We start from the raw sequence: 13,162 nt of genomic DNA, 5'->3' as shown, positions 1-13,162 counted from the left end.
TGTTGGGTAGAGTCCCAAAACTGAAATTGATTCTAGTCTTCTTGGAGGTTTGCACATGCCACGCTTCACCCGGGACGAGCTGATGGCCGCGCTCGATCACTACACCAAGGTCGTCGAGGTCTGTTCGAACACAGGGGACTGGGGCCCGTTCGCCGATTTGTTCACCGAGGACGTGCACTACATCGAGCACGCCTATGGCGAGATGCACGGCCGCGAGGCGGTCCGCGAATGGATCATCGGCGTGATGAAGCCGTTCCCGCACATGCGATTCCCGCACACCTGGGTCGCGATCGACGAGGAGAACGGCGCGATCGTCACCGAGATCATCAACGCCCTGGCCCATCCCACCGAGCCGGGCAAGGTGTTCGGTTTCCCCAACATCACCCGCCTCGTCTACGCCGGGGACAACCTGTTCTCCTCGGAGGAGGACGTCTACAACCCCGTGCGCGACGCGCCGCGCGTCGTGGGTGAGTGGCTGAAGGCCGGTGGCGTCATGCAGTCCGCGCCCATGGCTGCGAAGCACGGCTGACGTCGTGAAGCTGATCTACGCCTTGTGGGGCGCCGGTTTGGACACCGCCCTGCAGTCGACCCAACTACATGTACTGCTGCGGGCCGCCGGGGTGGGCCGGTTGCAGATCAACGTCGACGACGCCGACGTCGAGGCGGCGATGTTGCGCATCACCACCTTCGACAACCCGGTTCCGGCGGTGGTCAGTGTGTGGACCGACGACGGCGTCGACCCGGACCCCATCTCCGACCTGCTGGCCGCGATCTCTGCGCGCAGTGCCGGCTGGGAAGTCGAGGAGACGGTGCGGCTGGTCCCGCCCGATGTGGAGAACGGTGTTCGGACAACGGCATTGGCGCAGATCGGCTTCCTACGGATCCCGGCGGATCTCGATCCGGCCGACTGGCTCCAAATCTGGCAGGGGCAACACACCAGCGTTGCCATCGACACCCAGGACACGTTCGGCTACGTGCAGAACCGGGTCCTGCGCACGGTGCACGGCACCGAGCGGGTCGACGCCGTCGTCGAGGAGCTGTTCCACATGGCGGCCATGACCGACGTGCACGCGTTCTACGGCAGCGGGGGCGACGATGCGGAACTGCAGCGCCGCATGACTCTCATGGTCGAGAGCGTGATGCGCTTCGGCGCCCACACCAATCTCGACTCGGTGCCGACCAGCAGGTACTGCTACGCGCTCTAACTGCCGTGGATGAGGTCGCGGATGTCGCCGTCGACGGATTCGTCTGCGACGAAAAGCAATTCGTCGCCGTCCTCGAAGCTGTCCCCGGACTTGGGCACGATGATCCTGCTGCCGCGCTGCACCGTCACCAACAGTGTGTTCGGCGGCAGGGTCAGGTCCCTGATGGTGCGTCCGATCAACGGGCTGTCCGGTGGCAGCGTGAATTTCGTCAGGTTCGCGTGCCCCTGACGTAGCCCCATCAGCCGCACCAGGTGACCGACATCGATGGCGCCCTCGACCCCGGCGGCCATCGCGTGCGGCGTCGACACCGCGACGTCGACACCCCAGTCGTCGGTGAACAACCACTCGTTGGCCACGTTGTTCACGCGCGCGACCACCCGCGGCACCCCGAACTCGGTTTTCGCCAACAGCGCCATCGCGAGGTTCGCTTTGTCGTCGCCCGTCGCGGCGATCACCACGTCGCACGTCTGGATGCCGCATTCCTCGAGCGAGGCCACTTCGCAGGCGTCGGCCCACAGCCAGTCGGCCTCGGGGACCGTCGGCGGCTCGTACTTCTGGATGTCTCGCTCGATCAGCAGGACCTTGTGACCGTTGGCGACGAGTTCCTGCGCCACCGACCGGCCCACCGCGCCGGCGCCGGCGATCGCGACTCGCATGCCCCGGGTGCTCACGCAGTCATTGTCGCCTACCGCAGCCCGCAGCAGGTTCCCAGATACATTTGCTTCGGCCGCCGATCGGAATGAGGACGTGGATGACGCTGGAGCAGCTGAACAAGGTGCTGCTCATCGGCGCGCTGGTGCTACTGGCCAGCATCGTGGCCACGCGACTCGCCACCCGCGTCGGCCTGCCCAGTCTGCTGCTGTTCCTCGGCCTCGGGGTGCTGGTCGGCGAAGACGGCATCGGCCTGCGGTTCGACGACGTCGCCCTGGTCCGGGACCTGGGGACGGCGGCGCTCGCGATCATCCTCATCGAAGGTGGTCTCACCACCAAGTTCAGCGACGTCCGCAAGAGTCTGGCGCCGGCCGCGGTGATGGCCACCGTCGGCGTGGCCGTCAGCACGGCCATCACCGCGGCGGGTGCGCATCTGCTGTTGGGGATGGACTGGCAACTGGCGCTGCTGCTGGGCGCCATCGTCTCGTCCACCGACGCCGCGGCGGTGTTCTCCGTGCTGCGGGTGCTGCCGTTGCCCCGGCGGCTGGCAGGTCTGCTGGAGGCCGAGTCCGGCCTGAACGACGCGCCCGCCGTGATCCTGGTCCTGATGTTCAGCGTCGTCCCGCTGGCCTTCAATCCGGGACACGGACTGCTCAACCTCGTGTACGAGCTGGCGGTCGGCGCGGCGATCGGCGTGCTGTGCGGCTACCTCGGCGCCGTCACGCTGCGCCGCATCGCGCTCCCGGCGTCGGGTCTGTACCCCCTCGCGACGTTCGGCCTGGGCACGGTGGCCTTCGCGGCCTGTGGGGTCACGCACGCCAGCGGGTTCCTCGCCGCCTACCTGACCGGCCTGGTGCTGGCGAACTCCGGACTGCCGCACCGCGCGGCCACCCGGTCGTTCGCCGAGGGACTCGGTTGGCTGGCGCAGATCGGGCTGTTCGTTCTGCTTGGGCTGCTGGTCACGCCCAGCCAGCTCGGCGACGACCTGCTGCCGGCCGTCGTCATCGGCCTGGTTCTGCTGCTGTTGGCGCGGCCGTTGTCGGTGGTGTTGTCGCTGATCGGCTTCCGGGTGCCCTGGCGCGAGCAGGTGTTTTTGTCGTGGGCCGGATTGCGCGGCGCAGTGCCGATCGTGCTGGCCACCTATCCGATCGTCACCGGGGTGCCCGACAGTCAGCGGCTGCTGAACGTCGTGTTCGTGCTGGTGGTGGTGTTCACCCTGGTGCAGGGCCCGAGCCTGAAGCCGGTCGCACACCGGCTCGGACTGATCCGCCGCGACGTCACCCGCGAGATTCAGGTGGAAGCGGCGCCCCTGGACGTGCTCGACGCGGAGCTGCTGACGCTCACGGTGCTGCCGCAGTCGCGCTTGCACAACGTGACGGTGCTGGAGCTGCGGCTGCCCGATCCGAGCGTGATCACGTTGATCATCCGCAAGGGCAATACCTTTGTGCCGCAGCCCGACACCCGCCTGGAAGCCGGTGATGAACTGCTGATCGTCAGCACCAGCACCACCCGCGAGGCCACCGAACGCAGACTTCGCGCAGTGAGCCGCCGCGGGAAACTGGCCTATTGGTTCGACGAATACGGAGAGCCCGACTGACGGGCGTGCTGCCTACGCGAAACGGCGTTCCAGCAGCGAAAGCTCGAGAAGCTCACTGCTGGAACGCCGTTTCGGCGGACGTGATCAGGACGCGCGGCGGATGCCCCGTTTCAGCAACAGTTCGCGCTCGCCTTCGCTGAGCCCGCCCCAGATGCCATACGGTTCGCCGACGGCCAATGCGTGCGACCGGCATTGCGTGATCACCGGGCAGGCCCGGCACATCTCTTTGGCGCGCATTTCGCGCTGAGCGCGAGCGCGGCCGCGCTCGCCATCGGGGTGAAAAAACACCGCGGAATCGACGCCCCGGCAAGTGCCGTGCATCTGCCAATCCCACATATCGGCGTTGGGTCCGGGAAGCTGCTGCGGCTGTGGCATTGGGAAAGAACTCCTCCCCGCGCTTCCAATTTGAAATCTTTGGATGCGCGTCGATCTGCAAATGGCCCGAGGACTTGTCGCCGATGACAACTCGTGCACACAACGTAGAAGGACTCGGCAAATTCCGTCAATAGCCACGCTCTGTGCGAAACCCCATAAGTGCAGGTCAAGAATTTACATCACGTTCATCTACGCGATGCTTTGGAAACGAAACGCATGGTGGCGATATTGTCTGTCACTGCCTGAAGGCCCCTGTTTTTGCAGTTCGCGTCAGTTCGCCACATCGAACAATTTGTGGCGGAATTGGATGTCGTTGACATGTTGTTAACACGGCGAGCATTAATTATTAACGAAACCTGCCCAACTCGCAGCGTCAGGGAACGCGGCCGTGCGGCGGCGCGCCATTGATACCGTGCTGACTCGATGACCGCAACCGATACCGCGACGCCCTCTGCCGACCAGCCAGCCGCCCGACTCCGGGCCGCCGCTTTTGGCAACGATCTGCCATGTTGGCCGCTGCCGACGGCGCACTCGGTCGATGAGCTGTGGCTGCGCGCCGTCGCCGCCGGCGGTCAGGGCCACTACGCCGTCGCGTTTGCTGACCTGGACTCCGTCGCGCGTCGCGGCAACGGTTCGTTGCTGTCGCTGGCGCAGAGCACCCGTGCCTCGTTTCTCCGACAGGTCGGTTGGCACCGCCTGGCCCGGGTCGCCGACGGCAGGGCGTGGGCGTTGGTCGCGCATCAGCCCGACGCCGCCGAGGCGCGGGCCGACGCGCTCGTCGGTCTGGCCGCCGACGCCCTTGGGATCGGCCGGTTCGGGGTGGCGCAGCGGCTGCTCGAGCGGGCCGTGATCGACACCGCGAACAGCGGGGTACCGCGTCAACGTGTCCGGCTGGCCTGGGTCAGTGCCGAATTAGCTATGGTCAGCGGCCGTGGTGAGGAGTCCGTCGCGCACGCCGAACGCGCGCGGGAGCTCGTCGGTGACCTTGGCTCGCCGCGCCACGCCGTGAAGACCGACGTGGTGTACTCGGCGGCGTTGTGCAGCGCGGGCCGGTTCGACGAGTCCCGCCGGGTCGCCGACGCCGCACTGGGGCATACCCAACAATTCGGCTTGGTACCGCTGACCTGGGCATTAGGCTGCCTGTTGAGTGATATCGGCAGCGCCGAGCACAGCCCGGAAGCGATGGCGCAGATCCGCGACGACGCCGCCGCGACGGTACGCGACCGCGGCGGGCGATGGGCGTGATGAGTCTGGCCGCCCGCACCAGTCATTACTGTTGTCCTGACATACCAACCACGGCACCGCCTCGTCCGTAACGCTGGAGAACGCGCACACGATGACATTTTCGGGAGATGGTCTCGATGCTGTCGTTGCTGACGCAGTTGCCGGCAATCGCGACGCGCTCCGCAAGGTGTTGGAAACCATCCGCCCGATCGTCGTTCGGTACTGCCGTGCGCGCTTCGGGGTCGGTGAACGACAGGGTGTTTCCGCAGACGATGTGGCTCAGGAGGTGTGTTTAGCTGTGATCACGGCGCTGCCGCGGTACAAGGACCAGGGACGGCCGTTCCTGGCTTTCGTGTACGGCATTGCCGCTCACAAGGTTGCTGACGCGCATCGCGCCGCCGGCTGCAACCGCTCTGAAGCCACCGACGATCTACCGGACCGCCCCTCGACCGAACTGGGCCCCGAACAGTTGGCCATCGATGCCGACGCGGCGGCCCGGATGAACCGGTTGCTGGCGGTGCTGCCCGAGAAGCAGCGCGAAATCCTGATCCTGCGCGTCGTCGTCGGCATGAGCGCCGAGGAGACCGCCGAGGCCGTCGGCAGCACCGCCGGCGCGGTACGCGTTGCTCAGCACCGGGCGCTGGCACGGCTGAAGTCCGAGATCGGTTCGACGGAGCGTGGCCATGCCTGACTCCGGACAATGGTCACCGGGCGGCGGTGACCCCTCGCTCAACGAGATTCGACGCGTCGACCGGTTCTTCGACGCGCTCGCCGCCGACGAGCATGCGTACTCGACGGACTCCACCGAAGCCGAGCTGGCCTTCCTGCTCGCCGACTGGCGCGACGGCATCCGCGAACCCGCGGTGACGACGCCCGTCACCGCCCGTGACGCTGTGGCGGCCCTCCAGAAGGGGTTGCACCGCAAGGAATCTCGGACATCGCTGACCATCGTCGGCTCGGTCGCGGCCGCGCTGTTGTGCCTCGGTGGCTTCGGCACCGCGATCTACACAGCCGGACCGAATTCCTCGCTGTACGGCCTGCACACCGCCATGTTCGGCGCCCCACGGGTCAGTGACGAGCAGGTGATGCTGGCTGCACAGACCGAGATGCAGCAAGTGCAGCAGCTGATCGACAACGGCCAGTGGCAGCAGGCGCAGGACAAGCTGCAGGCGTTGAGCCCGACCGTGCAGAGCGTCGACGCCCCAGAGCACAAGCAACAGCTGATCCAGCAGTGGAATGCCTTGACCTACAAGGTGGTTGAGCAGAACCCCGCGGCCACGCTGCCGCCGCCGGGGGAGCCGCAGCCGGTCCTGCCGTCCTCGCCGCTGACCCTGTTGCCGGTCCCGGTGGTCGAGCCGACGTCGTCGTCGAGCGCGACGTCCAGCACGTCGACGACGACCTCGTCGTCCACGACAGCCACGTCGACCGACACGTCCTCGACGTCGAGCAGCGCATCGACGTCGCCGTCGGAGACGACGGCCACGTCCTCGTCGACGAGCGCGACGTCCCCGACCGAAACGTCGAGTTCCCCGTCGTCGACGGCATCGAGCAGCCCGACCGCCACGTCGACGCCGTCGTCCTCGGCATCGACGGCCACGTCTGCGCCGTCGACGGTGCCGCCCACTGCGACGGCCACCGCCACCCAGCCCGCGACCGTGCCCTCGACCGAGCCCGTCGTCACCAACCCGCCCACGGCGTCGGCCACGGTTGCGCCGTCACCGACCCAGACCCCGGCACCTGCCCAGACGGTCACGACCGTCGCCCCGACTGTCACGGTGCCCTCGGTGACCACACCGGCACCAACAAACCCGCCGGTGCAGGCGACTGTCGCTCCGACCACCAAGGAAGCCCAGCAGGAGCCGACGCGCGAGAGGTCGGTTGTGACCACCACGCAAGTGCCGTCGGGTTCGGGTTCGGGACACGGGCAGCACTGATTCACGCCGCGCCGGTCCAGCGGTTGACTCTGTAGTGACGGCGCTGGTTACTCGACTTTTTGCGCCCTGAGCGCAGCGTGAACGCAGCTTGGTCGTTGACTCTGTAACTACGGCGCTGCGTACTCGGCTTTTTCGCCCTCAGCGCAAGATCAACGCGCCAGGCGTGATGTCCAGCACGTCAAGAGAAAAAATCAGCGGTAGCCGTCGTGCTCCGAGGTCGCCTCGTTCAGCGACGCGTCGGCGTAGCCGCGGCAGTAGTCCCACGTCACGTAGGCATCGGGCTCGGGATCGTAGGCGGGCTCGTGCGGGCGGACCGTGCCGTCGACCAGCAGCTGCAGCAGGTTCGCCCGCAGCATGTCCCAGTCGTGGTAGTGGTCCTGCTGGCATTCGTCGCAACAGACGACGAGGCCGCGAATGCCCTTGTGTGCCAACAGGGTTTCGTAGACCGCCAGATCGGCCAGATCGGCCTCGACGGCCATGCGTTCCTGCGGGTCCAGGGGTTGCCCCGGCTCCAGCGCGTCCAGAACAGCCGACGGGTCCATGGGATCGTCGGCGAACGGGTCGGGTGGCAAGCCCGGCGGCAGGTGGTCACGCACACGTCCACCCTACTTATCACCCCTGGCGATGCGCCAGCCGTTACCCCGGCGAGCCGTCACCGAGTGGGGTTCGGCGCACATAGTAAGGGCCGATAGGATGGGTTTTTAGATCCACGACTGTGTCTGCCCTGGAGGCCCCACCCATGTCGATCGCTGAAAGCAGCGTTCCCATTTCTGTTCCGGTGCCGACCGGCGGTGACGATCCGACCAAGGTCGCGATGCTCGGGCTGACCTTCGATGACGTCCTGCTGCTGCCCGCGGCGTCGGACATCATCCCGGCCACCGCCGATACGTCCAGCCAGTTGACGCGCAATATCCGGCTGCGGGTGCCGCTGGTCAGCTCGGCCATGGACACCGTCACCGAGTCGCGGATGGCCATCGCGATGGCCCGTGCCGGCGGCATGGGCGTGCTGCACCGCAACCTGCCGCTCAGTGAGCAGGCCGCGCAGGTCGAGACCGTCAAGCGGTCCGAGGCCGGCATGGTCACCGATCCGGTCACCTGCTCGCCGAGCAACACCCTCGCCGAGGTCGATGCCATGTGCGCCCGGTTCCGAATCTCGGGCCTGCCCGTCGTGGATACCGCCGGGCAGCTCGTCGGCATCATCACCAACCGCGACATGCGCTTCGAGGTCGACCAGGACAAGGCCGTCGCCGAAGTGATGACCAAGGCTCCGCTGATCACCGCCCAGGAGGGCGTTTCGGCCGAGGCTGCGCTGGGCCTGCTGCGCCGGCACAAGATCGAGAAGCTGCCGATCGTCGACGGGCACGGCAAGCTCACCGGGCTGATCACCGTCAAGGACTTCGTCAAGACCGAGCAGTTCCCGCTGGCCACCAAGGACAGCGACGGACGTCTGCTGGTCGGTGCCGCCGTCGGCGTCGGTGACGACGCCTGGACGCGCGCCATGACGCTGGCCGATGCCGGGGTCGACGTGCTGATCGTCGACACCGCGCACGCCCACAACCGCGGCGTGCTGGACATGGTGGCCCGCCTCAAGAAGGCCGTCGGCGACAAAATCGAGGTCGTGGGCGGAAACGTCGCCACCCGGTCCGCCGCCGCCGCGCTGTGCGAGGCCGGCGCCGACGCCGTCAAGGTGGGTGTCGGGCCCGGCTCGATCTGCACCACCCGCGTGGTCGCCGGTGTCGGCGCGCCGCAGATCACCGCGATCCTGGAGGCGACCGCCGCGTGCCGTCCCTACGGCGTGCCGGTGATCGCCGACGGCGGCCTGCAGTACTCGGGCGACATCGCCAAGGCGCTGGCCGCCGGCGCCTCGACCGCGATGCTCGGCTCCCTGCTGGCCGGTACCGCCGAATCGCCGGGTGACCTGATCTTCGTCAACGGCAAGCAGTTCAAGAGCTACCGCGGGATGGGGTCGCTGGGCGCCATGCAGGGCCGCGGTCAGGGCAAGTCCTACTCCAAGGACCGTTACTTCCAGGACGACGTGCTCTCCGAGGACAAGCTGGTGCCCGAGGGCATCGAGGGCCGGGTGCCGTTCCGGGGACCGCTGTCGACGGTCATCCACCAGCTCACCGGCGGTCTGCGGGCGGCCATGGGCTACACCGGCTCGGCCACCATCGAGCATCTGCAGCAGGCGCAGTTCGTGCAGATCACCGCGGCGGGCTTGAAGGAAAGCCACCCGCACGACATCACGATGACCGTCGAAGCCCCGAACTACTCCTCGCGCTAACTGACAAGGAAGTCATTACACACATGCGTGACATGGTTGAAATCGGCATGGGCCGGACCGCTCGTCGTACCTACGAACTCGATGACATCAACATCGTCCCGTCCCGGCGGACCCGCTCCAGCCAGGATGTGTCCACCGCATGGCAGCTGGACGCCTACCGGTTCGAGTTTCCGCTCCTGGCCCATCCGACCGACTCGCTGGTGTCGCCCGAGTTCGCGATCGAGATGGGTCGTCTCGGTGGCCTCGGCGTGCTCAACGGCGAAGGCCTGATCGGCCGGCACCGGGACGTCGAGGACAAGCTCGCCCAGGTCGTCGAGCTCGCCGCCAAGGATGACGACCCGTCGGCGTCCGTCCGGCTGCTGCAGCAGCTCCACGCGGCCCCGCTGGACCCGGAGCTGCTCGGCGCCGCTGTCGCGCGGGTCCGTGAAGCCGGTGTCACCACGGCGGTGCGGGTCAGCCCGCAGAACGCCCAGGCCCTGACGCCGACGCTGGTCGCCGCCGGGATCGACCTGCTGGTCATCCAGGGCACCATCATCTCGGCCGAGCGGGTCGCCCAGGATGGCGAGCCGCTCAACCTGAAGACCTTCATCTCCGAGCTCGACGTGCCGGTGGTCGCCGGTGGCGTGCTCGATCATCGCACCGCGCTGCACCTGATGCGGACCGGCGCGGCCGGCGTCATCGTCGGCTACGGCTCGACCTACGGGGCGACGACCAGCGACGAGGTCCTGGGTATCAGCGTGCCGATGGCCACCGCCATCGCCGACGCTGCCGCCGCGCGCCGCGAATACCTCGACGAGACCGGCGGCCGCTACGTGCACGTGCTGGCCGACGGCGATATTCACACCTCTGGCGACCTGGCCAAGGCCATCGCCTGCGGCGCCGACGCGGTTGTGCTGGGCACCCCGCTGGCCGCTGCCGCCGAGGCGCCTGGTGACGGCTGGTTCTGGCCGGCCGCTGCGGCGCACCCGTCGCTGCCGCGCGGTGCCCTGATGCAGGTCGCGCTGGGCGAGCGTCCGTCGCTCGATCAGGTGCTCAACGGCCCGTCCGACGACCCGTTCGGTTCGATCAACCTGGTCGGCGGTCTGCGCCGGTCGATGGCCAAGGCCGGGTACTGCGACCTCAAGGAATTCCAGAAGGTCGGCCTCACCGTCGGTAGCTAGTACCGGCGGTAGCGAGTTAGGCATACCTTGGTAGCTGGTTACCGAGCGGTAGGTCCATACTTTTGCCATGGAGCCTGACTACGACGTCTTGATCATCGGCTCGGGGTTCGGAGGCAGCGTCAGCGCCCTCCGGCTCACCGAGAAGGGTTACCGCGTTGGGGTTTTGGAAGCCGGCCCCCGGTATTCGGACGCCGACTTCGCCAAGACCTCGTGGGACCTGCGAAAGTTCCTGTGGGCGCCCAAGTTGGGCATGTACGGCATCCAGCGGATCCACCTGCTGCGCAACGTGATGATCCTGGCCGGCGCGGGCGTCGGCGGCGGTTCGTTGAACTACGCCAACACGCTGTACATCCCGCCGGACCCGTTCTTCAACGACCCGCAGTGGAAGGACATCACCGACTGGCGCGCCGAGCTGATGCCGCACTACGAGCAGGCGCAGCGCATGCTCGGCGTGGTCCAGAATCCGACGTTCACCGACGCGGACAAGATCATCAAAGAGGTCGCCGAGGACATGGGTTGCGCCGACACGTTCGTCGCGACGCCAGTCGGCGTGTTCTTCGGGGCCGACGGTGAGAAGACGCCGGGCAAGACGGTTCCGGACCCCTACTTCGGCGGGGCCGGCCCGGCCCGCACCGGCTGCATCGAGTGCGGCGAGTGCATGACCGGCTGCCGGCACGGCGCCAAGAACACCCTGGTGAAGAATTACCTGGGTCTCGCGGAAAAGGCGGGGGCACAAGTGCATCCGCTGACCACCGTGTCCAGCTTCCAGCAGCGCGGCGACGGGCTGTGGGAGGTGGCGACCCGGCGGACCAACGGCCGGGTGCGGCGCGGCAAGCGGACCTTCACCGCCAAGTACCTGATCGTCGCGGCCGGTACCTACAACACGCAGAAGCTGCTGTTCAAGGTGCGCGACACCGGCAAGCTGACCAAGCTGTCGGACAAGCTCGGCGTGCTGACCCGGACCAACTCCGAGTCCATCGTGGGTGCCCAGACCCGCGAGGTGCCCACGGACATGGACCTCACGCACGGCGTGGCCATCACCTCGTCGATTCACCCGACGCCGGATACCCACATCGAACCCGTGCGGTACGGCAAGGGCTCCAACGCGATGGGCATGCTGCAGACGCTCATGACGGACGGCGCCGGTCCGCAGGGCACCGACGTGCCGCGGTGGAAGCAGTTCCTGAACCAGGCCGGCGAGGACCCGCGTGAGCTGATCCGCCTGCTCAACCCGCAGCACTGGAGTGAGCGCACCGTGATCGCGCTGGTGATGCAGCACCTGGACAACTCGATCACCACCTTCACCAAGCGTGGGCCCGGTGGCTTCCGGATCATGTCGTCCAAGCAGGGCCACGGCGAGCCCAATCCGACCTGGATCCCGGTCGGTAACGAGGCGACCCGGCGGATGGCCGAGAAGGTCGGCGGTATCGCCGGCGGCACCTGGGGCGAGCTGTTCAACATCCCGCTGACCGCCCACTTCCTGGGCGGCGCGGCGATCGGTGACAGCCAGGCGACCGGGGTCATCGACCCGTACCACCGCGTCTACAACTACCCGACGCTGTTCGTCACCGACGGTGCCGCGATCTCGGCGAATCTCGGTGTGAATCCGTCGCTTTCGATCGCGGCGCAGGCCGAGCGCGCGGCGTCGCTGTGGCCGAACAAGGGCCAGGACGACGCGCGGCCGGCCCAGGGCGAGCCCTACCAGCGGATCGAACCGGTCGCACCGGACCGCCCCGTCGTCCCGGTCGACGCCCCCGGCGCACTGCGCCGGTTGCCGATCACCCCGATCTAGTAGGGACTTGTGCACGTCTGGTCACGCTCGGCGAGACCAGACGTGCACGAATCGCGCCTGGTTACGCGGCGCTGATGACCCGGCTCGGTGCCCCGTGGACGTCGACCGGGACATCGCCGGTCAGCGTGACGCGATGCATCAGCCGGTGCTGGCCGTCGTAGTCGTCGACGGCGCGGTGCTGGGTGGCCCGGTTGTCCCACATCGCGACATCGCCGGGCTGCCAGTCCCAGCGAACGGTGTTCTCCATCATGGTGATTCGGCGCTGCAGCAGCTCCAGCAGGGCCGCTGACTCGTAGCTGTCCAGGCCGACGAAGCCGCGCACGAACTGGCCGGCCACCAGGGTTCGTTCCCCGGTCTCCGGGTGCACGCGCACCACCGGGTGCTCGGTGCGGAAGTCGGGTTTCTGGAACTCGGCCTGGTAGCCCTTTTGCTCCTCGGACAGCTGGGCCGTATCCACGGTGACGTCCTTGAGGTAGTCGAACCGGTTGGAGTGCACGGCCCGCAGGTTCTCGACCAGCGCCTTGAGTGGAGCCGGCAGTCCGTCGTAGGCCGCGGCGGTGGAGGCCCACAGGGTGGAACCGCCGTAGGTCGGCAGGGTGACCGCCCGCAGGACCGACGCCGAAGGGTAGTCGGGCATGAACGTGACGTCGGTGTGCCAGCGGTTGGCCTTGCCGTACTCCGAGTCGATCGGAGCGACCTTCGGGGCGTCGGCGCGCTTCATCGAGTGGTGGCCGACCAGATCGCCCATCAGTTCCCCGAAAGCCTGCTGCTGTGCGTCGTCGAGGTGGTCCTGGCCACGGAAGAAGATGACCTTGTGCTCCAGCAGCGCGGCACGGATGTCGGAGACGGTCTCGGAGGACAGGTCACCGCCCAGGCGCACACCGTCGATGACGGCGCCGATCTTGCTGGTCAGTTTGGTGGCAGTGAACATGGCAATCCTTTC

The 13,162-nt window shown here is 67.4% G+C and carries 13 protein-coding genes; 9 read left to right on the top strand and 4 right to left on the bottom strand.

From position 1 onward, the window contains the following. Positions 1-55 precede the first annotated feature (55 nt). Positions 56-529 carry a nuclear transport factor 2 family protein gene (locus AC1U2B_RS14525; protein ID WP_480217349.1) on the top strand — a complete coding sequence of 158 codons (474 nt, stop codon included), beginning with the start codon at positions 56-58 and terminating at the stop codon, positions 527-529. A 4-nt stretch (positions 530-533) separates the two neighbouring features. Then, a complete protein-coding gene (locus AC1U2B_RS14520) occupies positions 534-1,205 on the top strand; it encodes a hypothetical protein (RefSeq protein WP_480217348.1) in 672 nt (223 codons plus the stop codon). Here AC1U2B_RS14520 and AC1U2B_RS14515 read toward each other — a convergent pair. After that, positions 1,202-1,861 carry a potassium channel family protein gene (locus AC1U2B_RS14515; protein WP_480217737.1) on the bottom strand — a complete coding sequence of 220 codons (660 nt, stop codon included), beginning with the start codon at positions 1,859-1,861 and terminating at the stop codon, positions 1,202-1,204. The genes AC1U2B_RS14520 and AC1U2B_RS14515 overlap by 4 nt on opposite strands. Before the next feature lie 95 nt (positions 1,862-1,956). Here AC1U2B_RS14515 and AC1U2B_RS14510 point away from each other — a divergent pair, with 95 nt between their 5' ends. Beyond that, the gene (locus AC1U2B_RS14510; protein WP_480217347.1) at positions 1,957-3,453 is read left to right on the top strand and encodes a potassium/proton antiporter; all 1,497 of its coding nucleotides are present in this window, start codon (positions 1,957-1,959) and stop codon (positions 3,451-3,453) included. A gap of 84 nt (positions 3,454-3,537) precedes the next feature. Here AC1U2B_RS14510 and AC1U2B_RS14505 read toward each other — a convergent pair whose 3' ends face one another. Further along, the gene (locus AC1U2B_RS14505) at positions 3,538-3,828 is read right to left on the bottom strand and encodes a WhiB family transcriptional regulator (RefSeq protein WP_043396841.1); all 291 of its coding nucleotides are present in this window, start codon (positions 3,826-3,828) and stop codon (positions 3,538-3,540) included. Between the two features lie 423 nt (positions 3,829-4,251). On the opposite strand from AC1U2B_RS14505, the gene AC1U2B_RS14500 reads away from it, so the two are divergent. The 3 genes from AC1U2B_RS14500 (at position 4,252) to AC1U2B_RS14490 (ending at position 6,986) form a co-directional block, all read left to right on the top strand. Beyond that, positions 4,252-5,073 carry a hypothetical protein gene (locus tag AC1U2B_RS14500; RefSeq protein ID WP_480217346.1) on the top strand — a complete coding sequence of 274 codons (822 nt, stop codon included), beginning with the start codon at positions 4,252-4,254 and terminating at the stop codon, positions 5,071-5,073. 91 nt (positions 5,074-5,164) lie between these two features. Next, positions 5,165-5,743 (top strand): sigma-70 family RNA polymerase sigma factor, encoded by a 579-nt coding sequence (locus tag AC1U2B_RS14495; protein ID WP_480217345.1) that lies wholly within the window; start codon positions 5,165-5,167, stop codon positions 5,741-5,743. After that, on the top strand, positions 5,736-6,986 hold the full coding sequence (locus tag AC1U2B_RS14490; protein WP_480217344.1) for an anti-sigma-D factor RsdA: 1,251 nt from the start codon (positions 5,736-5,738) through the stop codon (positions 6,984-6,986). Before AC1U2B_RS14495 ends, AC1U2B_RS14490 begins: the two co-directional genes overlap by 8 nt. A gap of 191 nt (positions 6,987-7,177) precedes the next feature. On the opposite strand, the gene AC1U2B_RS14485 is transcribed toward AC1U2B_RS14490, so the two are convergent. Continuing rightward, positions 7,178-7,582 (bottom strand): DUF5319 domain-containing protein, encoded by a 405-nt coding sequence (locus AC1U2B_RS14485; protein WP_020102483.1) that lies wholly within the window; start codon positions 7,580-7,582, stop codon positions 7,178-7,180. Between the two features lie 143 nt (positions 7,583-7,725). Between AC1U2B_RS14485 and guaB the strand changes: the two genes are divergently transcribed. The 3 genes from guaB (at position 7,726) to AC1U2B_RS14470 (ending at position 12,219) form a co-directional block, all read left to right on the top strand. Next, positions 7,726-9,267 carry an IMP dehydrogenase gene (gene guaB / locus AC1U2B_RS14480; RefSeq protein ID WP_043396833.1) on the top strand — a complete coding sequence of 514 codons (1,542 nt, stop codon included), beginning with the start codon at positions 7,726-7,728 and terminating at the stop codon, positions 9,265-9,267. Positions 9,268-9,299: 32 nt separating this feature from the next. Beyond that, positions 9,300-10,427 (top strand): GuaB3 family IMP dehydrogenase-related protein, encoded by a 1,128-nt coding sequence (locus tag AC1U2B_RS14475; RefSeq protein ID WP_197063808.1) that lies wholly within the window; start codon positions 9,300-9,302, stop codon positions 10,425-10,427. A gap of 67 nt (positions 10,428-10,494) precedes the next feature. Further along, on the top strand, positions 10,495-12,219 hold the full coding sequence (locus AC1U2B_RS14470) for a GMC oxidoreductase (protein ID WP_480217343.1): 1,725 nt from the start codon (positions 10,495-10,497) through the stop codon (positions 12,217-12,219). 61 nt (positions 12,220-12,280) lie between these two features. On the opposite strand, the gene AC1U2B_RS14465 is transcribed toward AC1U2B_RS14470, so the two are convergent. Continuing rightward, positions 12,281-13,150 carry a TauD/TfdA dioxygenase family protein gene (locus AC1U2B_RS14465; RefSeq protein WP_480217342.1) on the bottom strand — a complete coding sequence of 290 codons (870 nt, stop codon included), beginning with the start codon at positions 13,148-13,150 and terminating at the stop codon, positions 12,281-12,283. Between the last annotated feature and the right edge of the window lie 12 nt (positions 13,151-13,162).

It is taken from the genome of Mycolicibacterium sp. P4_G11, from assembly GCF_056555145.1.
The sequence above is the reverse complement of the archived record's forward strand: the minus strand, read 5'-3'. Positions and strand labels throughout refer to the sequence as shown.